At 43.2% G+C, this 19070-nt stretch carries 22 protein-coding genes and 1 tRNA gene; 9 read left to right on the top strand and 14 right to left on the bottom strand.

Annotated elements, in window-relative coordinates:
• The first annotated feature begins 423 nt into the window (after positions 1 to 423).
• Positions 424 to 1131, top strand: a complete 708-nt coding sequence (locus tag G6047_RS10625) for a hypothetical protein (RefSeq protein WP_169527598.1) — start codon at positions 424 to 426, stop codon at positions 1129 to 1131.
• Here G6047_RS10625 and G6047_RS10620 read toward each other — a convergent pair whose 3' ends face one another.
• Together G6047_RS10620 and G6047_RS10615 are read right to left on the bottom strand one after the other, a co-directional pair.
• Positions 1132 to 1377 (bottom strand): hypothetical protein, encoded by a 246-nt coding sequence (locus tag G6047_RS10620; RefSeq protein WP_169527597.1) that lies wholly within the window; start codon positions 1375 to 1377, stop codon positions 1132 to 1134. It lies immediately after the preceding gene.
• Positions 1361 to 2284 (bottom strand): IS1595 family transposase, encoded by a 924-nt coding sequence (locus G6047_RS10615; protein WP_169527596.1) that lies wholly within the window; start codon positions 2282 to 2284, stop codon positions 1361 to 1363. Before G6047_RS10615 ends, G6047_RS10620 begins: the two co-directional genes overlap by 17 nt.
• Positions 2285 to 2483: 199 nt before the next feature.
• Between G6047_RS10615 and G6047_RS10610 the strand changes: the two genes are divergently transcribed.
• Positions 2484 to 3023: a hypothetical protein gene (locus G6047_RS10610; RefSeq protein ID WP_169527595.1), complete on the top strand. Its 540-nt coding sequence runs from the start codon at positions 2484 to 2486 to the stop codon at positions 3021 to 3023.
• Between the two features lie 526 nt (positions 3024 to 3549).
• Here the strand turns inward: G6047_RS10610 and G6047_RS10605 are convergent.
• Both G6047_RS10605 and G6047_RS10600 read right to left on the bottom strand, forming a co-directional pair.
• Positions 3550 to 4149: a hypothetical protein gene (locus G6047_RS10605; RefSeq protein WP_169527594.1), complete on the bottom strand. Its 600-nt coding sequence runs from the start codon at positions 4147 to 4149 to the stop codon at positions 3550 to 3552.
• Between the two features lie 236 nt (positions 4150 to 4385).
• On the bottom strand, positions 4386 to 4904 hold the full coding sequence (locus tag G6047_RS10600) for a DUF456 domain-containing protein (RefSeq protein WP_169527593.1): 519 nt from the start codon (positions 4902 to 4904) through the stop codon (positions 4386 to 4388).
• 56 nt (positions 4905 to 4960) lie between these two features.
• On the opposite strand from G6047_RS10600, the gene G6047_RS10595 reads away from it, so the two are divergent.
• Positions 4961 to 5455, top strand: coding sequence for a hypothetical protein (locus G6047_RS10595; RefSeq protein WP_169527592.1), 495 nt, complete (start codon positions 4961 to 4963; stop codon positions 5453 to 5455).
• A 715-nt stretch (positions 5456 to 6170) separates the two neighbouring features.
• On the opposite strand, the gene G6047_RS10590 is transcribed toward G6047_RS10595, so the two are convergent.
• On the bottom strand, positions 6171 to 7301 hold the full coding sequence (locus G6047_RS10590; RefSeq protein ID WP_169527591.1) for a glycosyltransferase family 2 protein: 1131 nt from the start codon (positions 7299 to 7301) through the stop codon (positions 6171 to 6173).
• On the bottom strand, positions 7295 to 8227 hold the full coding sequence (locus tag G6047_RS10585; RefSeq protein ID WP_235946533.1) for a lysylphosphatidylglycerol synthase domain-containing protein: 933 nt from the start codon (positions 8225 to 8227) through the stop codon (positions 7295 to 7297). Before G6047_RS10585 ends, G6047_RS10590 begins: the two co-directional genes overlap by 7 nt.
• Before the next feature lie 22 nt (positions 8228 to 8249).
• Between G6047_RS10585 and ruvC the strand changes: the two genes are divergently transcribed.
• Positions 8250 to 8801: a crossover junction endodeoxyribonuclease RuvC gene (gene ruvC, locus G6047_RS10580; protein ID WP_169527589.1), complete on the top strand. Its 552-nt coding sequence runs from the start codon at positions 8250 to 8252 to the stop codon at positions 8799 to 8801.
• A 193-nt stretch (positions 8802 to 8994) separates the two neighbouring features.
• Positions 8995 to 10116 carry a radical SAM family heme chaperone HemW gene (hemW, locus tag G6047_RS10575; protein WP_169527588.1) on the top strand — a complete coding sequence of 374 codons (1122 nt, stop codon included), beginning with the start codon at positions 8995 to 8997 and terminating at the stop codon, positions 10114 to 10116.
• Between the two features lie 10 nt (positions 10117 to 10126).
• On the opposite strand, the gene G6047_RS10570 is transcribed toward hemW, so the two are convergent.
• Positions 10127 to 10477, bottom strand: coding sequence for a hypothetical protein (locus tag G6047_RS10570; RefSeq protein WP_169527587.1), 351 nt, complete (start codon positions 10475 to 10477; stop codon positions 10127 to 10129).
• A gap of 94 nt (positions 10478 to 10571) precedes the next feature.
• Between G6047_RS10570 and G6047_RS10565 the strand changes: the two genes are divergently transcribed.
• The 3 genes from G6047_RS10565 to G6047_RS10555 all read left to right on the top strand — a co-directional run bounded on the left by G6047_RS10565 (position 10572) and on the right by G6047_RS10555 (position 12564).
• Entirely contained in the window at positions 10572 to 11342 is a 771-nt protein-coding gene (locus G6047_RS10565) for a cyclase family protein (protein WP_169527586.1), read from the top strand.
• 10 nt (positions 11343 to 11352) lie between these two features.
• A complete protein-coding gene (locus tag G6047_RS10560) occupies positions 11353 to 11724 on the top strand; it encodes an MmcQ/YjbR family DNA-binding protein (RefSeq protein ID WP_169527585.1) in 372 nt (123 codons plus the stop codon).
• Between the two features lie 102 nt (positions 11725 to 11826).
• Positions 11827 to 12564, top strand: coding sequence for a PH domain-containing protein (locus tag G6047_RS10555; RefSeq protein ID WP_169527584.1), 738 nt, complete (start codon positions 11827 to 11829; stop codon positions 12562 to 12564).
• Between the two features lie 6 nt (positions 12565 to 12570).
• Here the strand turns inward: G6047_RS10555 and G6047_RS10550 are convergent, their stop codons facing one another.
• From G6047_RS10550 to G6047_RS10530, 5 genes are all read right to left on the bottom strand, one after another.
• Positions 12571 to 13419, bottom strand: a complete 849-nt coding sequence (locus G6047_RS10550) for a phosphatase PAP2 family protein (protein WP_169527583.1) — start codon at positions 13417 to 13419, stop codon at positions 12571 to 12573.
• Between the two features lie 100 nt (positions 13420 to 13519).
• Positions 13520 to 14620 carry a DUF4407 domain-containing protein gene (locus G6047_RS10545; protein ID WP_169527582.1) on the bottom strand — a complete coding sequence of 367 codons (1101 nt, stop codon included), beginning with the start codon at positions 14618 to 14620 and terminating at the stop codon, positions 13520 to 13522.
• Positions 14621 to 14754: 134 nt separating this feature from the next.
• The gene (locus G6047_RS10540; protein ID WP_169527581.1) at positions 14755 to 15474 is read right to left on the bottom strand and encodes an SIMPL domain-containing protein; all 720 of its coding nucleotides are present in this window, start codon (positions 15472 to 15474) and stop codon (positions 14755 to 14757) included.
• Between the two features lie 62 nt (positions 15475 to 15536).
• Positions 15537 to 15956 carry a toxin-antitoxin system YwqK family antitoxin gene (locus tag G6047_RS10535; RefSeq protein WP_169527580.1) on the bottom strand — a complete coding sequence of 140 codons (420 nt, stop codon included), beginning with the start codon at positions 15954 to 15956 and terminating at the stop codon, positions 15537 to 15539.
• A 6-nt stretch (positions 15957 to 15962) separates the two neighbouring features.
• Positions 15963 to 17351 (bottom strand): dipeptidase, encoded by a 1389-nt coding sequence (locus G6047_RS10530; protein ID WP_169527579.1) that lies wholly within the window; start codon positions 17349 to 17351, stop codon positions 15963 to 15965.
• Positions 17352 to 17493: 142 nt separating this feature from the next.
• Between G6047_RS10530 and G6047_RS10525 the strand changes: the two genes are divergently transcribed.
• Positions 17494 to 17575 (top strand) — tRNA-Leu (locus G6047_RS10525).
• Between the two features lie 51 nt (positions 17576 to 17626).
• On the opposite strand, the gene G6047_RS10520 is transcribed toward G6047_RS10525, so the two are convergent.
• Positions 17627 to 17848: a hypothetical protein gene (locus G6047_RS10520; protein ID WP_169527578.1), complete on the bottom strand. Its 222-nt coding sequence runs from the start codon at positions 17846 to 17848 to the stop codon at positions 17627 to 17629.
• A gap of 92 nt (positions 17849 to 17940) precedes the next feature.
• Positions 17941 to 19070, bottom strand: a 1130-nt coding sequence (locus G6047_RS10515; protein ID WP_169527577.1) for a T9SS type A sorting domain-containing protein, incomplete at its 5' end; no start/stop codon positions are given.

Below are 19070 nucleotides of genomic sequence, written 5' to 3'. Positions count from 1 at the left end.
TAAGATATAATAAAGTACTCTAGTCGCGTAAAAGTATTTTTCTGGCGTTAAAAAAACCGTTAAATGTGTATAACTTCGACAAACTGCGCAAAAATTAACAATTTATAACATAAAAATCCTACAAAAAATATCAGTTTCAAGTAGATAATCGACTTTATTTGGTTTTTTAAAAATGAAATCGTATGCAAATATATTGCGTTTTCATTTAAAAACAATACATATATCAGTCAAACAGGCTAATACAAAAAATATTTCTATTATGCAAATTACCTCGTTTTATAATAAACCATAAAAACTAAACAAAAAATTCCCCGAATCGAATACCGTTAAGCGCCGATTGGAGAATTTTAGTTGGGTCAAACATACTGATTATTACCGAATAAACAAATTCTCAGTAATTTAGGTTTATAAACCAATAAAAAAATGGACATAACAAAATCACGAAAAAGCCAGGAGGCCTTTAATTTTATAAATGCCAACATACAAAACGAAACAGTATTGAAAGATTATTTCGACAAGTGCTTTGAAAACACAAAAGAAGCCATCAAACAGGAAGACAAGCTTTCGTTATGGTTAATTGTTGTGATTTTCCTATCCATTGTTTTCATGAGCAAGTCGGTAGAGTCAGCCTCGATAGTTGGAATAGGTATTAAAGATTTCTCAAAGATAATAGCGATAATGCCTGTAATGATTTCTTATATTTTAATGAGATTGTGGCTGATCGCAAGATACATTCAGGAAAACACGCATCTTTTAAAAATGTATTCATATTCAATCCACATCCAAAAGATAGATAAGTATGATTTAGGTGAGAAGATTTCCAAAACCACAAAGCCTTATCTTCCATTCTCCATGTACAATCTGTTGACTGGGATAATCGATGAAAAACCAAAAATAAGCGAGTCTATAATTGGATTCATGGTGCTGCTTCCGAACGTCCTACTGGGAATAATACCATATTACATTTGGTTCTCAACGGTCAAGTATCTTTGGGAATATTATTATGGAAATACATTCGTAATATTGTGTGTCTTTGTGTCCATTTGCTTAATATCCGTAAATATATTTGCGATAGTCGTTATTTCAAGGCAGGAAAATAAAAAAGACAGGGAATACATTCGTGATTTATAATTACTTCCTAGACTGTTTCATACCGATCAGCAGCCTTCTATCGAAATCGGTCAAAGGCTCAAAATGTTCGGATTTGCCATAGTAATATATTTCCTTGCCACGCGTAATAGCCTTGACGAACATCCCCATGATTTTAAAGTCAGGGAAATGCTCCTTTACCCCACCCACATCGAAATAGGATTCCCCATCGATGTCGAACGGCTCTATGCCTACGCCTATCAGTATTTCATCAGTAAGTATTTCCATAAACCAAATCTTTATATCTTGTCCTGACACCGCAGTTTGCCAGCACCCAATTGAACCTGTCGCTTGTGGTCAGGTCGCGCGTATTGAATCGGAATACGCTTTCATCTACATATCGTTGCAAATGTACCACGTGGTTATATGTCCATTGCGCCGACCTTTTGAATATTTTCCAGAATCCCTCAACTCCATTACTGCTATGCCCTTCCGGAGTCACGTACAATTTCTTCGAGTGGTCAACCACATGGTGAGCGAAACGTTTGTTCAAACCCGAATAACCGCCCCATTCGTCGGTTATAAGTGTTGCTCCAGGCTTGACGAATTTTTTTACGAATGGTTGTAGTTCCTGACGGGATGTGTTCTTCAATACCGAAGCGGTTATCTTTCCGCCCTCCTGATATACGGCAGCAACGGGTTTTTTATCTTTGAAACTGCGCCCTTGTGCGTTTTTCACCTTTTTATCCTTATGTCTGTTTTTATTTTTGCCGCCGTAAAATGTCTCATCTCCCGACACTTTTCCGTACAACAGATTGTAATTCTCTATCGCTAAGCAAGGGCGTATCCGGTTCAATAAAAACAAAGCAGACTTGTACGAAACACCGATTTGTTCAACAAGCATAGTGGCCGGATTTCCGTCTTTTGTATTTACCAGAAGCCAGATTGCCATGAACCATCTCCTCAATGGTATCTTTGTGTTCTCATACATCGTGCCTGTAGTAACGCGAAAATATTTCCCGGTGTTTTTGCACATATATTTTCCGTTCTTACACCGCCATATTTTCGATGCCGGATCAAACGGACTCACGGGCCTGTGGTTCCAGTAAATATATTCCAGATATTCGATGCAGCTTTGTTCCGTTGGGAACATTTCCTGCAAGTCGAATAATGACCTGATATGTGCGCTGAACATTGTCTTAATTTGTTTTGCATGGCAAAGATATGTTAATTACTGTAAAGTTGTATAGTTTTGCCTTAATGAATTAAAGGCGTTCTCTCTTCTTTTATTTTTAGGCCTTTTTACCGTAAGCTTCTATTTATGGACAATTATTAAAGAAAAATTGACCCAGTTATCAGTCCATAAAGATTTTAGTATTACTGCAAATCGTTTTATGCGAAATTATACTGTTTTTAAAAATAACTTGGTCGCAGCAGAACAGGTTGAAGTTCATCACGGATTGGTTTTGGGAAATCCTTCGAGTAAAAAAGAGATCATCTTCGTTACAAACCCATTTTGCGGACATTGTGAAAAAGCTCAGAAACAAATGTCTAATTTACTCATGATTCCTGATTTAGATTTAAGGCTTGTAATTCAATTCAGTAATGATATATCAAATTCGGACACAGAGGAAAGAGATTTATGTTTGCAACTCGTATCAATATACTTGAATGCCGGCCCTCAAAAATTTTTAGAGGCAATGAATCATTGGTATGAATTAAAGGATGTGAAAAAGTGGATGGAAAAGTACGAAGGCAAGTTGTCTGAGAACTGTGAATCCGTATTGCTCCAATCGTACCAATGGACTTTACTTGCCAATACATTTCACACTCCCACTTTCTTTTTAAATGGTTATAGATATCCTAAAGAATTTTCACGAAATCATTTGGAATATTTTGTGATGGAATTTATTGATGATGAATCCTTTTCCTGATAGAAATTTATTTCGAATTATGATTTGCTACAAACCTAAAATTCAAATAATAAATATTACATTGCAGCATTGCATGATTTTTTAGGCTTTAGAAGAAACATAAACCAATTTTAATTAACGTAATATGCAAATTTTAAACAGGAAAGAATTAAAAAGTATTATGGGAGGTACGGTTTTTCAAAACGCGGATGCTCCTTGCGGTGATGAAAATTGTTCATCTGATTCAGATTGTGCTAAAAAGCCTGCGTGTGTAGGTGGATCTCGGCCGTACGCTCAATACTGTGCATCCATCAGTTGCGACAGAAATGGGCATAGCTCGTCTTATAAAGCATGTTCCTGCTAATCCAATATTCTTCTGATTACCGCAAACAGATTTAAAAAAAATCAAATTCGATAGCCTCTAAAAAAGACAAAATCTGTCTTTTTTAGAGGCTATGTTTATGATTGATAATTTAAAATGTTGAAATTTCACGGCAGGCAATAATTACATCCGATTGAGACAATTGACAAAGAAGTGAACAAGCCATCAATATTTCTTTTTAGTCTCACACTGCCTACAAAAATCCTCCAGTTCCCCAACCTCCTTCAGAACTGCTGCATGTAACACCCCAAGCTCCTCTTTTTTCCTTCCCAAATCCGTTTTCTTCACAGCATCGGCAACCCGCTCCGAAAATTCTTTCTGGATGTCATCGTAGAACGGCTTAAAGAATGAAACATCGGAAAACGTTCCCTTTTCCTCGAATATTTTTTTTCGGAATTTACGTGCATACAATTCGGCCGTGTCGAATTGGTATTGGGCAAAAGCCACGAGGTTTTCGGCAGAAGCTGTATCGGGTGCGACCAGCGAGGCTACATTTCGCCTAAAATTATTGTTGACCTTCGCGTTGAAATTTTTGGTCATCATGAATTGCACCCTGCTCATCGAAAATGAAAAATCGACTCCAAGAAAAGTCTGCAGGCTGTAGACCGTGGTGCCGCCGATTTGTGTCGACGCCGATTTAAAATCGGATAACTGCAATTGGTATTTTCCATCCCATTGAATTTCATCCTGGGCAAACGCAGTCGCGCAAAGGAATAGGTAACTGACTAAGAACAGGGTTTTTGAAAGCATTTTCTTCGGCATCATCTCTTATCATTAATTTCAGGATTGTAATTGAAGGAACAATTACAATTCAGGGGTCAAAGGTAATCGTTTTTGATAAAGCGGAAATTAGCAGCAAGCCGATTCAATCCAAGACAAAACCTCCGCGACAAAAAAAGTTGTCGCAACACGTTTGTCGCAACCTGGCGACAAAACAATTTTTGAGGTATAAATTGTCGGAAATTCGATAAGCCGTGGAATCTATTGAAGCGACGAAAAAATCAAAAAAGAATATCGCGGTTATTCCATACGATACCAATCCAAACTCCCAACAGCCCCACGCAAAAAACAAAAGAAAAAAACGAAGACACCAAAAAGCCCAAAAAAGATCCCGTCGCCGCTTTGAGCGCCCGTTTGTTTCCTTCGGTATGCGAATGTTTATTTTTTGAATTCCAGATCAATTCGCCAACCAAAGCCCCGACGAACGGCCCAATCACAAACCCGAACGGAACCGGCGCAAAGATTCCCACTACAAGCCCGATGTTCGTGCCCCAAACGCCGTACGAACTGCCGCCGAAATATTTTGTCCCTTTGGCCGGGATCACATAATCGAGTACGGTAATGACGGCCGTCAGCACAAAGGTTATCGACAGAACCCAATAGTTTTCGGGGATTGAAGTGAGGTACAGCAATACTATCCCGAGCCAGCTTAGCGGCGGGCCGGGCAATGCCGGAACCACGCTTCCGACCAGGCCGAGTATCATGAGGCAAAATCCAAAAGCCAGCAGCAGTGTGTCCATACTTTAAATTTACTATTTTTGGAATCCTGAAGTTAATCCAATTCCAATCGGCCACAATGGGAAACCGCAACATAATATATCTTTTACTGCTTTTCCTGCTGGCTTCGTGCCAACTTATCGACCGTCAGGTGCCGTCCAAAGATGAACTGCTCGAAAAGGAACTCAAGTCGATCAATTGGGAAGAAGTCGATGAATGGCCGTCTGTTTCCGCCTGTGATTCGGCTGCAGACAAGGAAGCGCGAAAGGTTTGCTTTTTTGAATTCCTGACGCAGAACATCCAACAACGATTGGAGTCCGACACACTCGCGGTGCTGTATCCGGAATTCGATACGATTGCCGTGAAAGTGATCGTCAACGCCAATTCCGTAGTGGAATTCCAGCCGCGACTCACCGATTCGATCAGTTATTCGGCCAAAAGCATCGACAGTATCATCCAGGCGCGACTCGCGGATTTTCCTAAAGTAAATCCGGCTTTGAAAAGAGGGTTGCCTGTGAAAACGCAGTTTGAGTTGCCGGTGATTTTGAATGTGGAGAAGAGGAGGCGGAGGTAGTCGGGAAAGACCGGAAAGTCCGAAAAGTCCGAAAAGTCAGCAAAGACGGGAAAGACCGGGAAGTGGTCAACTGGTTAAGTTTGAAATTACTCTTATTTTTTAACTTTTTAGGTAGTTTTTCTGTACCGAAGTAATTTTGCAAAAGGGTATCTTGGCATCGGGGAGGGGCCAATAGTGTTCCCTACAAAATCCCTGAATTTTTTAGCTGTAGTTTTTCTGTACTTTTTGTTAAATTTTCCATACGATTCTTTGTTTTTCCGAAGCATCGGACAATATAAAACGCTAATCCAGCGTGATTTGTCATTGCTAAATTTCCGACTCTAAATGAGCTACGGCTCGGGTTTCGTCTTTCCGGACTTTTAAATTTTCCAATGTGCTCTCTGTTTTTCCGAAGCATTGGATAGTAGTAATGTTAGTTCACCATGATTTTGTCATTGCTGAATTTCCGACTTTAACTTCGCTGCGGCTGGGGTTCCATCTTTTCGGACTTTCCGAACTTTCCGGACTTTCCGGACTTTTAAATTTTCCAATAAGGGCGTCAGTTTTTCCGAAGTATCGGATAGTAGTAATGTTAGTTCACCATGATTTTGTCATTGCTGAATTTCCGACTTTAACTTCGCTGCGGCTGGGGTTCCATCTTTTCGGTCTTTTCGGACTTTACCGTCTTTACTGACTTTCCCGACTTTCCGGTCTTTTCAGACTTTCCCCACTCCAATCAAACCCGAAATTTCCTCCCCTTCCACGAATACTTTCCAAAAATCGCATACAACGCCACAGCCACTGTAAACAAAGGATAAAAAACCGCCCCGAAAACAGGAAACACCACCGAATGGCTTTTCAAAAACCGGTTGCCTTTGTGCAAAAAGACCCAGTCCGGAATCAGTTTCAAAACAAAAACGGCAACCGTAATTCGCCAGTCGAGGCCGAAAGCTGTCATGACAAAAAGAGCGACCATGGCGAGGTTCGACAGGAAAACGACAAGCGCCAGGTCTTCGGCGTAATCATTCTTGTAAGACGAGGCTTTGGCCGCCCAACGTACGCGCTGGTTGAACAAATTCCCGAGGTTTTTTTCGGGCAGCGTTTCGACAATCACTGCTTCCGACTTTAGATAACCGAGTTTTTCCGGATATTCCTTAGCCGCCTTTTGCAACAGGAACACATCGTCACCGCTCGCGATTTTTTCGTTTCCGGCAAAGCCGCCGAGCAATTCGAAGAATGATTTTTTATAAGCGAAATTCGCCCCGTTGCACATAAACGGTTTCCTGATGCCGAAGCTTCCGACAGTCACCGATTGCAGGCTCAGGAAATCCAACCGCTGGAAGTTTTTCAAAAGCCCGAAACCTTTGGTGAACCGGACGGGCGCGGCAATCATTTCAAAAGTATTTTGGCAGATAAATGCATCGAAAGTAGTCAGCCATGTTGCAGGCAATTTACAATCGGCATCGGTCGTGATGACCCAATCGAAAGCCGCGATAGGTATCGATCGCATGATGGCGTTCTTTTTTGGCGACGGTGTCATCTGGATGTTTTCGATGAGCGTAGTCCGAACCAAACCGTTTTGCATGCGCCATCTGTTGATGAGGGTCACGGAATCATCTGTCGAGGCATCGTCAATGAATATCAATTCAAATAAGTCTTTCGGATAATCCAGGCTGGAAATCGATTCGAGCAGATGCCCCAGGTTTTCCTGTTCGTTCCGGAACGGGATTACGATGCTGAAACCTGTCCTCGCATTTGATGTTGTCGGAACAAATTCACCAACCTTGCCCAAACCGGAAATCAGGCGCGTGATATAGCTGCAATATATAATTACATAAACGGCACAAAGTATCGCGATAGCTACCATTGAGTCCTGAATCTGATGATGAAATAACTTCCGATGGATACCGGTAAAACTACGTTAAAAAGCCACATAAGCGTACTGATGCCGACGATAATCCACTCGTTCACGCCCAGAAATCCGAAGAAAAAGATCGCGACGCTACCTTTTACGGCAAAATCGAGGAATTGGAACGACGGCAATGACGAAGCAAGCAGATAGACCGCGGCGACTCCGGAATATAACAATGCAAACGGAATGTCGACCCCGAACAATCGGAACAGCAACACATACTGCAATGAAAACGACAGGTAGCGCAACAATCCCAATAACAAATTGAGGCGGTGGGTTTTCTTGGGAATGTTATCCAACTGAATCAGAAGCGTCTGGATCGAAAATCCGCGGATGGAGAATTTCCTCAGTAAAGTCAGCAGGAAAATGACCGACACGACAATCGCAAATACAATCAGGATGGTTTTGGAAGACAGCAATCCGGTTTCTGAATTGAAATACAGCAACCCGAACAATCCAAAGACGATGCTCCAGAACATCTGCACACCATTACAGACAAGGTTCAGAAACACTATTTTTTTGGCCTGCTGTTTCCCAAAGTACAACGCTTTCGCACCGTATTCACCGATCCCGTTCGGGGTGAAGATGCCGGCGGTCAAGGCGCTCAGCACTTGTTTTGCCGATTCATTCCACGAAATTGGATGTACCACGGCCGCGAGATTCTGCCATTTGAAGATTTCAATGACACGGTTGGCAATGGTCAGGAACAGCAATGTTGCGACCGAATACCATGGCCATCCTTTGGAGCTTTGGAGGAATTGCGACCATTCGGCAGCAGTCGTTGCCGAGAGTTTTTGCCAGATGACATAAAACGCACCCGCAAGCACCGCAATTTTCGCAATGGCAACCCAATATTGTTTAGCTTTGTTCCCGGCTGGCATGCGGCAAAATAACGACAAAAAATTGGCAAACGAACGTATCATTTTAGGCATCGATCCGGGAACGACGATCATGGGTTTCGGGCTCATCCGCGTGGTGGGCAAGAACATGGAATTCATCCAGCTCAACGAACTCATCCTGTCCAAATACGACGATCATTACACCAAGCTTCGCGTTATTTTTGACCGTACCATCGAGTTGATTGAGACGCATCATCCGGACGAAATCGCCATCGAAGCACCGTTTTTCGGAAAGAACGTCCAATCGATGCTCAAGCTCGGACGTGCACAGGGCGTCGCTATGGCCGCAGGTCTTTCACGCCAAATCCCAATCACCGAATACGAGCCCAAGAAAATAAAAATGGCCATCACCGGAAACGGGAATGCGAGTAAGGAACAGGTCGCGAAGATGCTGCAACAATTGCTCCAATTGAAAGAGCTTCCAAAGAACCTCGATTCGACCGATGGATTGGCAGCGGCGGTTTGCCATCATTTCAATTCGGGAAAAACAATCGGCGCTAAAAGTTATTCGGGCTGGGATGCGTTTGTGAAGGCGAATGAATCGAGGATAGGTTGATTCAAATTTGGAAATTGGATAATTTGAAAATTTGCAAATGCCCAAAGTTGAAATTATTTGTCGATAACAGGTTGTACAACTGAATTTTTAAAGTTCAATTATCCCAGTTTAATTTTGCCGGACCTAACCGATAGTACAATGGAACACGTGATGCAAATTTCATATTTCCAAATTAGCCAATTTTCAAATTAACATGTCCGGCATCTACATCCATATCCCATTCTGCAAACAAGCGTGTACGTATTGTGATTTTCACTTTTCGACCAACCTGTCGAAGAAGGAGGATATGATCAGGGCGATTGCAGCTGAATTATATCATCGGAAAACCGAATCTCAGGATGTTGTCGAAACAATCTATTTTGGTGGCGGAACACCGAGTGTCTTATCCGTAGCAGAAATCAATTTCCTGATCGAAGCGGTGTATGCGAATTATACCGTTTCGGCTGATCCGGAAATCACGGTCGAAGCGAATCCGGACGATTTGACATCTGAAAAAATCAATCAATTTTCGCAGACTAAGATCAATCGGCTCAGCGTTGGCGTCCAGTCTTTTTTCGATGCCGATTTGAAACTGATGAACCGCGCCCACAATGCATCGGAGGCCTTGAAATCTATAGAAGGATCGGTACGGCTTTTCCCAAATATCACCATCGATCTCATTTACGGAATTCCCGGAATGAGCAACGAACGATGGCGTCACAATGTACAAACGGCAATCGACTTGGGCGTGCCTCATATTTCGGCTTATGCGCTTACCGTCGAACCCAAAACGGCACTGAAGAAACTCATCGAAAACGGAAAAGTAATCGCGCCCAGAGATGAAGTGGCCGAAAATCATTTCCACATCCTTCGTGAAATGCTCGAAGCAAACGGCTTTATCCAATACGAGATTTCGAATTTCGGAAAGCCTGGATATTTTTCGCGAAACAATTCGGCGTATTGGTTAGGGAAACGATACATTGGCGTTGGCCCGTCGGCCCATTCGTATGACGGAAAACATAGGAGCTGGAACGTGGCCAACAACAGTTTTTATCTCAAAGGAATTGCATCCGGGAAACCGGTTTTTGAAAGGGAAGTGTTGTCGGCCGCAGACAGGTACAACGAATACGTGATGACGGGATTGCGCACCATCTGGGGTGTTTCAATTGACAAAATCAAAACGGAATTCGGGATCGTGTTTTCAGAACATCTGTTGCGTCAATCGCACCGATTCGTCAATCAGGGATTTTTGGTTTGGGAAGATGAAGTCCTAAAGGCGACTCCGGCGGGAAAATTCCTCACCGATGGTCTGGCCTCGGATTTATTCATGGTTTGATACGATCAAATCAATAGTTCGAATAATCTGTCCGCGGCGATAGCATTTCGAGCGCGCCGCCTGCCGCTGTGCCCTGCCATCCGCCTCCGGGAATGTAAACAGGTTTCATCATCGGATCTGCTATTTCGAGATTTTGCCGCAAAGCCCGGACGGCGGGTTTGCGGTCTTTTAAAAAACCCGAATCAAATGGAGTGTAATTTTTTACGGATGTTATCTGAAAATCGGTAACTGTCATCGTCAATATAGCCGGAGGTTTAGGAGAATTCGCCAGGATGGACGAAGGCAAAGACAATGCGTCGATTGAAAAAGTCTGGGCCGATGCACAAACACAAAAAGGCAATAACACATACAGGAATTTCATAACAGAGGTTCATTATCGATGACGATACAAGATACTGATTTTTGTCGGTTTGAGCATACGCATAATTCCTAACTTTGGAATCAAGCAATTTAGAATGAAAGCACACATTGAACACAACGGAAAAAATGTAACCGTTGACTTTTCGAAACCGATAGATATTTCGCTGGCATTATCGGATTCAGATGAGAATCCAATCGCCTGGTATCTGGACAAACCGCAAATTTTACCGGTAGTCATGGGCGATTGGGTCGGGAAAGTATCAGAAGGAAAATCGTCGACCAACTTCAACAATGTTTTTTTCAATCCGCACGGACACGGCACGCATACCGAATGTCTCGGACATATCACAAAAGATTTTTACAGTATTTCAGATGTATTGAAAACTTTTTTCTTTACGGCGGAATTGGTTTCGGTCACACCTGAACTATCCGGAGCAGATGCGGTAATCACATCATTGCAACTTCAAAAAGCCATAGCCGAAAAACGTCCGGAGGCCATCGTGATCCGGACGTTACCGAACGACGGTTCTAAAAAATCGAGGAAATATTCGAATACGAATCCGCCCTTTTTAAGTGACGATGCTGCTTTGTGGTTGCGTGAAATCGGCGTCAATCATTTGCTGATCGATTTGCCGAGTGTCGACAAAGAACACGACGAAGGAAAACTAGTGGCACATAAAGCGTTCTGGAATGTTACCGATGTACAACACTTGAATCCCGATGCGCGCCTCGATGCCACCATCACCGAATTGATTTATGTCCCGGACGAAATCACCGACGGAACTTACCTGTTGAATTTACAAGTGGCTAATTTTGAAAACGATGCAAGCCCGGGCAGGCCGGTTTTATATAAAGTGGAATTATAACAGAAAGACTATGAACATCCAGCAATTCTATGATTTCTGCCTGTCCAAAAAAGCCGTCGAGGAAACATTCCCTTTTGATAAAGATACACTCGTGCTCAAAGTAGGCGGAAAAATGTTTGCCCTGACTTCACTCAGCGAATGGGAAAACGGGAAACCCGCCGTCAATCTTAAAGCCGATCCTGAAAAATCCCAGCAACTGCGTGCGGAATACGATGCCATAAATCCGGGTTATCACATGAGCAAAGTGCATTGGAACACGGTCAGTATCAATCAGGATGTGCCTGATAAAATGGTGCGTGAACTCATCGATCATTCGTATGATTTAGTTTTTGCATCCCTATCTAAAAAATTGCAAAACGACATTTTACAATCGGCCGAATAACCTATTTTTGTCCTCTAGAAAATAATTTTGCTTTGTGCCTTCGTGTCTTTGTGCCTTCGTGTCCAAAAGCCCAGCGTAGTGCCAAACTTTTAGACTTTAAAAATGAAAGAACAAATCAAGAATTTCCTAAACGAAGAACAAGACCCGAAAGCTGTCGAAAAAGTGACCAACAAACTTCGCGACCTGCTTATGCGTGGAGAAGAAATCAGTTACATAGGCGTACAGAAAAAACCAGTGACGGTCTTGCCGGACAGCATCGTGCTGACCAATAAGCGCATCATCATCTGCAAGCCTAAAAATCTTGGACTTTCTATGGATTTTACAGATTATGCATGGGACGATATCGCAGGTGTATTCGTAAAGGAAAATATTCTCGGTTCCGATTTTTCATTCGCGACCAAAACAGACATACAAGTCTCAATCGATTATATCCCAAAAACACAGGCGCGAAAAATCTACACGTTCGCAAAAGAACAACTCGAAATGCTCAAAGAAGGCAATGCTGCACCAAGCCTGATCAATGAGACGGAAGGGCAATGGATACAACCGCAAGTCGATGAGCCTGAAGTAATCGAGGAAGTCGAGACAGAAGAAGTGACACATTTTGCAGAATTGATCCCAACGGCCCAAAAAGCATTGGCAGAGGAATTCACTTCTGTAGAAACTCCTGTAGAACCTATAGCCGAAACAGTAAAACCCGCTGCCGAAAAATCACTGTCTGAACTGACCAAAGACGAGCTTTTCGACAAATTGCAGAACTACAAAAAGCTTTTGGATAACGGGCTGATCCGTCAGGCGGAATATGATAATCTTAAAAGCGAGATCCTTCCGTATCTGTAATTTCCTTTAGAAAGTTCCCGTCAACCCGATTGTCTGCTTGGTAAAATTGATATTCCACGAAATTTTCTTTTTGGAAACGACAGGATCCTGATAGCGGTTGGCATTGAGGAATTTATTCACAGATTCAACCGTGATTACGCTGAGCATGATGCCGACACCGACATCGGAAGCCCAATGCGCGCCTGCCCACATACGTGAAACAGGTGTCACCAAACCCAGCGCCCATAATCCGCCTTTGACCCACGGACTTTTGAATTGCTTTGAAATGGCATATGCCGTGGTAAAAGATAAAATGGCGTGTCCGGATGGAAAGGAATGAAAGCCTTCTTCCTTTGAAAACGGATGGAATGTAGCAGGTCCATGCCCGGTGTATGGCCTGGCCCTTCCGACTGCATTTTTGAGTACCGTCTGCACCACTGCCGCAGCTGATGCCGATGATACGATAAGCACACCCGTTTTTCTGATTTTTTCGTTGCGTGTAAATAATCCGAAACAATAGATGCCTCCGGTGAGGGCGTAATTGTATAAAGGTTTGCCAAAGTAGTATCCGCCGTCTTTTATACCCTGTGGAACACCTGCGCTTTGATTGGTGAAATAGTCATTGATCGGTTCATCTGAAATCCACAGGATCGAAGTCCCGACAACCAATCCGCCGGCCGTGATAAAATCATTTTTGTCCCAATATCCGGGTGCGACAAATGCATGCCCGGCGCCCTGAAGCATGCTCATGCTATCGTATCCCAAATCCTGCCAGATAGAAGTATTGGCTTTTTGCACGGGAGCGGGTATGGTGTCTTGTCCGAACGACAGGAATGGAATCAACACTAAAAAAAGTAAAGAAGAAAGACGATTCAAATAATTGTTTTTTTCAAAGATGCTAAAGTAAAGCGATTTATCAAATTCAAACAGGCAAAAAAAAACCGGCCCTGAAGCCGGTTGTATCCATAACGCAAAATTACATGGTTTGTTTTTGTTTCTCCACGAACCGCTCCGATTGCAATTCCAGGATTTCCTTTGCTGCCATGCGTTGTTTGTTGAAGATTTCGCGATCGTCAGCGATATCTGCGTATACCTTGTCATGCATTTGCGCCGATGTAGCTACCAATAATTTCCGCTGATACACATCTTGCGTGATCGTCGCTTTCAAAGCCGTTTCCAGATCTTCAAGTTTGAAATCGTATTCACCTTTCGGAGACAATAATTTGGCTATTATCGGAGACGTTTCTATGGCAAGGAACAGCAACATGATAAAGAACGAAGGCAGCCACGGCAATTTATCGAGTGCGTTTATACGTGCCATCAATCCGTCGAAACCATCGATTACAGGTTGTGTTTCAGAAACCTTTTTGTCAAGGTCGGCCTGTATGGTTTTGTTTTTGGCTTCGAGGTCGGCAATCTTCGCATCGTTTGATTTCTTGAGCGTTTCATACTCGGTACGCGCTAAATCATGTTTTGCTATTTTCTCTTTGAACACCGGGCCTTTCCCGAGTTTCATGGTGCCTTTGGTTCCTTCGGCTTCGGCAATATACGTTGCATATAACGCATTGACTTCTTTTTCCTTGCGGGTTTCTTCAGATTTCAGGCTGTCTATCTGGGCTTTGTTCCTGTCCAGGTCTGTATTGAAATAATTCGAAACTTCTTTTTTGTTCTGCAGCGCCATCGCATTTTTTTCTTTCAGCAGGACCGTATCGATTTCCTTTTCGAAAATTTTGATCTCAAGCGGTTTTGAAATGACTATCGCAATGATGATAGCCAATGCGATACGCGGTGTGGCCTGAAGGAATTCGGCTGAAAAACTGTCGCGTTTTCGTATCGTCGAAACGATGAATCGGTCCAGATTGAAAATCAATAAGCCCCAAATGAACCCAAAGAAAATAGCCGGATAAATACTGTCAAAAACAGTGTAGAGCGCATAACCGCCGGCGATAAAGGCCATGACGGCTGTAAAAAAAACGGTTGCCCCGATTCCGGCGAACTTGGTTTGTTCGCCTTCTGAGCAACCTGAAAGCAATTTCCGGTCGGCGCCGGAGCAAAGGATGAAAAAGTCTTTTAACATGATTGATTGTTTTTTGTGATTGATGTTGAAACCCATTTAAAATGAGCTTTACAAAGGTAACGCCAAAAAGTGTAAGATGTTGCTATTCGTTCAATTCCAATTGTTTGGAAGCCGAAGTAAATTGCCAATGATTGCTAATCCATTATTTCTGTATAAGTGGTCACCGATACGGAATATTTTATCAAATCCCCACTTGACGAAACACCTCTTCCGCCCATGCCTTTTCCGTAGCTTTCAAACTCATATGTGTCCACCCGGTTGTTCGAACTGTCATTCGGGCTAGCGCTCGATTGCATGTAAAGAATCTTTCCGGTTCTTATCCCGGCCGTATTAGCCAGTCTTTTAGTTGTTTCTATGGCATCGAGTACAGCAAGCTCCTGGGCTTTTTTATTGAATTCCTGAGCTTCGGTGTTGAAATATGAAATCCGGCCAATCTTATTGAATTTGGTCTTCAAAAGTTCTTCGGTGAAATCCTGCATCCGTTTCAGGTCGTTGAGGGTGAAAATGATTTTTTGTGACGATTCGAAACCGAGGAACACTTCTTTATTCAGTTTATCATTCCATACCGTTGATTTATCGGTAGAAATCAAACTTGTTTTGATGCCGGTGGAATCAGAAACGTAATTGCGGATTATTTTGAGGACCGCATCTGCCGTTTTCTGGTTTTCATTGATAGCTTCACGCAATGTGGGTTTGAGGTGCTTGAGGTTGATCGTGATTTGGGCTGCGTTCGGAAAAGCTGTTACGGTGCCGAGACCTACAGCACTGATTTTTGGCTTTTCGGTCAATTGTGTCTGTGCAATTGCATGCCCTATAGACAAAAGGGCTGTTAAAATCAGGAGTATTTTTTTCATGGGAAATCGATTAGGTAATCCTAACGGCCTCGATTCCAAAAAATTGCAGTGTCTGTTGACGCTTAAGGTGCGGCATCCTTTTCCCCGACAAGCTCTCCCTGGTAATACGTATCTACCGAAACCAGTTTTCCATCAGTGTCGTACGAATACCAATCGCCAAAATAAAACCAGTGGGTAAAAACGCCTTCATTGGCTATGCGCGTGTAGCCTTCGCGTGAAACGGAACCGTCCGGATAGAAATGGAATACATGGCAGATGCTGTCGCGATAGACTTCTCTCTTAACGAGTTTTCCATCGAGGTACGTTTTCCAGGTGTTTTTTTCAAGCCCGTCTTTGTATCGTCCGCGTGTGATTTGGATCTGGCCGGCAACCGTGTCTTTTTCAATCCAGAGACCAATGCGTTTACCATTTTTTGTCCGGTTGGTTGCACAACTGATAAAGGATAATGCCAGAAATAAAACCGTGACAAGCCGCACTCCCATATGTCCTTACTTGCTCAGTTCGACAAAGTATTTGTAAAACAACGGAATGGTCTCAATCCCTTTGAGATAATTGAAAATCCCAAAGTGTTCGTTTGGCGAATGGATTGCATCTGAATCCAATCCGAAGCCCATCATGATCGTTTTGCTTTTGAGTTCTTTTTCGAACAACGCTACTATTGGAATAGATCCGCCGGAACGAACGGGAATCGGCTTTACGCCAAAACTTTCCTCATAGGCTTTTGATGCCGCCTGATATCCGATGCTATCAGTCGGTGTCACATAACCTTGTCCGCCGTGATGAGGCGTTACTTTTACGGTTACGCCTTTTGGAGCTATTGAGATAAAATGTTTGGTGAACAATTCGGTGATTTCTTCCCAATCCTGATGAGGTACGAGTCGCATGGAAATCTTCGCAAATGCTTTACTTGCAATGACGGTTTTTGCACCTTCGCCTGTATATCCGCCCCAGATTCCGTTTACGTCAAGCGTCGGACGGATTGAGTTGCGCTCATTCGTGACATAACCGGTTTCCCCATAAATATCCGCAATGTCCAATGCTTTCTTGTAATCGTCAAGGGAGAACGGCGCTTTTGCCATTTCATCGCGTTGCTCGCGTGACAGTTCTTCTACTTTATCGTAAAATCCGGGAATCGTGATATGGTTGTTTTCGTCGTGCAACGAAGCGATCATTTTTGCCAATATGTTTATCGGGTTGGCAACCGCACCACCGTATAATCCGGAATGCAGGTCACGGTTCGGGCCCGTGACTTCGACTTCCACGTAACTCAATCCGCGAAGACCTGTGGTGATGGAAGGTTGTTGGTTCGAGATCATTCCCGTATCAGAAATCAAAATCACGTCGCATTTGAGTTTTTCCTGATTCTTTTCGACGAACCAACCCAGGCTTTTCGACCCGACTTCTTCTTCGCCTTCGATCATGAATTTTACGTTACACGGCAACTGGTTGTTCTTCACCATGTACTCAAGTGCTTTCACGTGCATATACATCTGGCCTTTGTCGTCGCAGGCACCGCGCGCGAAAATGGCGCCTTCCGGATGGATGTCCGTTTTCTTGATGACCGGTTCGAACGGAGGCGATGTCCATAGTTCCATAGGATCTGGCGGCTGTACATCGTAATGTCCGTAAACCAAAACCGTGGGTAAATTTTTATCGATGGTTTTCTCTCCGTATACAATCGGATAACCCGGCGTATCACAAATCTCAACCGTGTCGCAACCTGCATCTTCGAGGCTTTTTTTGACTGCATCGGCCATATCCATCACATCCTGAGAATACGCACTATCTGCCGAAACGGATGGAATTTTTAAAAGATCGATAAGTTCATTTATGAAACGCTGCTGATTTTGTTGTACATACGGTCGAATGTCGTCCATGGATAGAGAAAGTTGATTAGTCATCCAAAAGTAACAAAAAAGAAATCACTAAAAATTCAGTCGAAATGATTTGTAAATACGGTTGAATGTGTATATTTGCACCCACCATTTGAAAACAATGTTTTTCAAATAATCATACTCTGCGGATATGGTGAAATTGGTAGACATGCCAGACTTAGGATCTGGTGCCGCAAGGCGTGTAGGTTCGAGTCCTATTATCCGCACAAAAAAGCCCTCAATTCCAGAGGGCTTTTTTATTTCCATTACTTTCAGGCTTATTTCACGACTTTCCCAAAACCATCCGGATTGTCCCGGATTTGCTGCGCCAGTAAATTCAGGAATGGCTCTTTCTGGCTTTCGTAGCTGTAAATCTCGCCTGCATTCAGTTTGTAATTGACTTCATTGAAACCGGATGCGTCCAGGCTGACACACAGAATATAGGTGCCGTCTTCATAAGTAAGGGTGTAATTATTTGGTGAGCGGGTAAGTTCGAGCATGTTGTAAAGATAAGGCAGGATTCGCTCAAAACGGGTCAAAAAAAATCCCGGATTCAATATGAGTCCGGGATTTTCAGTTTTTATCAGAAAGGTTATTTCTTTATGACCTTCACGGTTTGTGATGCATCTGCTGAAGATAATTTCATCAGATACGTTCCTGCCGGCAATCCAGATGCATCGATGTGTCCTTCAAGCGCATTCACAGTTCTGGAAACTACTTCCTGACCCAGAATGTTGTACATATTCACCATCTGGATTTCTTTTGTCGATGTGAAGTTGATGTCGCCCGATGTCGGGTTCGGATACACATTCAATGAAAAGGCATCAAAAGACTCCGTTCCTAATGTCACCCATGTGGTCACTGAAAAAATGTCGCTTGTACAACCTGATTCAGAGGTGTTGACCGCATAAAAAACAGCACCGTTTTCCAAAATCGTCGTCGAAGAAATTGGATTGGTCATGCTTTGTGCATCGGCCAGTGTGGCATACCAGATCACATCTGTCGGGTTGATGACGATGTTTGCAACCGTGTCGCCTTCGGTGAAAGTCTGTTCTGCAGCACCTTCCGGAGTTGAAACAGATTCAATCGTCAGGTTCAGTGTTGCTATATGGTCGCAACCTGCATTGTTTGTAGAAACGTGTGTGTATGTTCCGCTTTGGGAATAATTTGTTCCATTCCAATCAAAGCTTCCGCAAGCTGTTTCCGTGATGGTTTCAGCTGTTGGTTGGTTAATCGTAAGATTCAACGTAGTTGTATGGTCGCAACCTGCATTGTTTGTAGAAATGTGCGTGTATGTTCCACTTTGGGAATAATTCGTTCCGAACCAGTCATAACTTCCGCAAGCTGTTTCCGTGATGGTTTCAGCTGTCGGCTGGTTGATTGTCAGGTTCAGCGTAGTCGTATGGACACAACCTGCTGCATTCGTTGAAGTCTGTGTGTACGTTCCGCTTGCCGTATAAGTCTGTCCTCCGTATGTATAACTTCCACAAGCTGTTTCCGTGATGGTTTCAGCTGTCGGTTGGTTGATCGTGAGATTCAGCGTAGTCGTGTGGACACAACCGGCGGCATTAGTTGAAGTCTGAGTGTACGTTCCACTTGCCGTATAAGTCTGTCCGCCGTAAGTATAACTTGAGCAAGCCGTTTCCGTGATTGTTTCGGAAGTCGGTTGGTTGATGGTCAGATTCAGTGTCGTCGTGTGGACACAACCCGCAGCGTTAGTAG

This window comes from Flavobacterium silvaticum (assembly GCF_012911565.1).
GTDB lineage: Bacteria > Bacteroidota > Bacteroidia > Flavobacteriales > Flavobacteriaceae > Flavobacterium > Flavobacterium silvaticum.
The sequence above is the reverse complement of the archived record's forward strand: the minus strand, read 5'-3'. Positions and strand labels throughout refer to the sequence as shown.

Bases quoted from the DNA above. Each gene is read 5' to 3' on its own strand.
- G6047_RS10535 (WP_169527580.1), bottom strand. From the start codon at position 15,956: ATGGGAGTGCGGCTTGTCACGGTTTTATTTCTGGCATTATCCTTTATC.
- hemW (WP_169527588.1), top strand. From the start codon at position 8,995: ATGTCCGGCATCTACATCCATATCCCATTCTGCAAACAAGCGTGTACG.
- G6047_RS10610 (WP_169527595.1), top strand. From the start codon at position 2,484: ATGCGAAATTATACTGTTTTTAAAAATAACTTGGTCGCAGCAGAACAG.
- G6047_RS10540 (WP_169527581.1), bottom strand. From the start codon at position 15,474: ATGAAAAAAATACTCCTGATTTTAACAGCCCTTTTGTCTATAGGGCAT.
- G6047_RS10615 (WP_169527596.1), bottom strand. From the start codon at position 2,284: ATGTTCAGCGCACATATCAGGTCATTATTCGACTTGCAGGAAATGTTC.
- G6047_RS10600 (WP_169527593.1), bottom strand. From the start codon at position 4,904: ATGGACACACTGCTGCTGGCTTTTGGATTTTGCCTCATGATACTCGGC.
- G6047_RS10585 (WP_235946533.1), bottom strand. From the start codon at position 8,227: ATGCCAGCCGGGAACAAAGCTAAACAATATTGGGTTGCCATTGCGAAA.
- G6047_RS10595 (WP_169527592.1), top strand. From the start codon at position 4,961: ATGGGAAACCGCAACATAATATATCTTTTACTGCTTTTCCTGCTGGCT.
- G6047_RS10625 (WP_169527598.1), top strand. From the start codon at position 424: ATGGACATAACAAAATCACGAAAAAGCCAGGAGGCCTTTAATTTTATA.
- G6047_RS10605 (WP_169527594.1), bottom strand. From the start codon at position 4,149: ATGATGCCGAAGAAAATGCTTTCAAAAACCCTGTTCTTAGTCAGTTAC.
- G6047_RS10545 (WP_169527582.1), bottom strand. From the start codon at position 14,620: ATGTTAAAAGACTTTTTCATCCTTTGCTCCGGCGCCGACCGGAAATTG.
- G6047_RS10560 (WP_169527585.1), top strand. From the start codon at position 11,353: ATGAACATCCAGCAATTCTATGATTTCTGCCTGTCCAAAAAAGCCGTC.
- G6047_RS10620 (WP_169527597.1), bottom strand. From the start codon at position 1,377: ATGGAAATACTTACTGATGAAATACTGATAGGCGTAGGCATAGAGCCG.
- G6047_RS10520 (WP_169527578.1), bottom strand. From the start codon at position 17,848: ATGCTCGAACTTACCCGCTCACCAAATAATTACACCCTTACTTATGAA.
- G6047_RS10570 (WP_169527587.1), bottom strand. From the start codon at position 10,477: ATGAAATTCCTGTATGTGTTATTGCCTTTTTGTGTTTGTGCATCGGCC.
- G6047_RS10555 (WP_169527584.1), top strand. From the start codon at position 11,827: ATGAAAGAACAAATCAAGAATTTCCTAAACGAAGAACAAGACCCGAAA.
- G6047_RS10565 (WP_169527586.1), top strand. From the start codon at position 10,572: ATGAAAGCACACATTGAACACAACGGAAAAAATGTAACCGTTGACTTT.
- G6047_RS10530 (WP_169527579.1), bottom strand. From the start codon at position 17,351: ATGGACGACATTCGACCGTATGTACAACAAAATCAGCAGCGTTTCATA.
- G6047_RS10590 (WP_169527591.1), bottom strand. From the start codon at position 7,301: ATGGTAGCTATCGCGATACTTTGTGCCGTTTATGTAATTATATATTGC.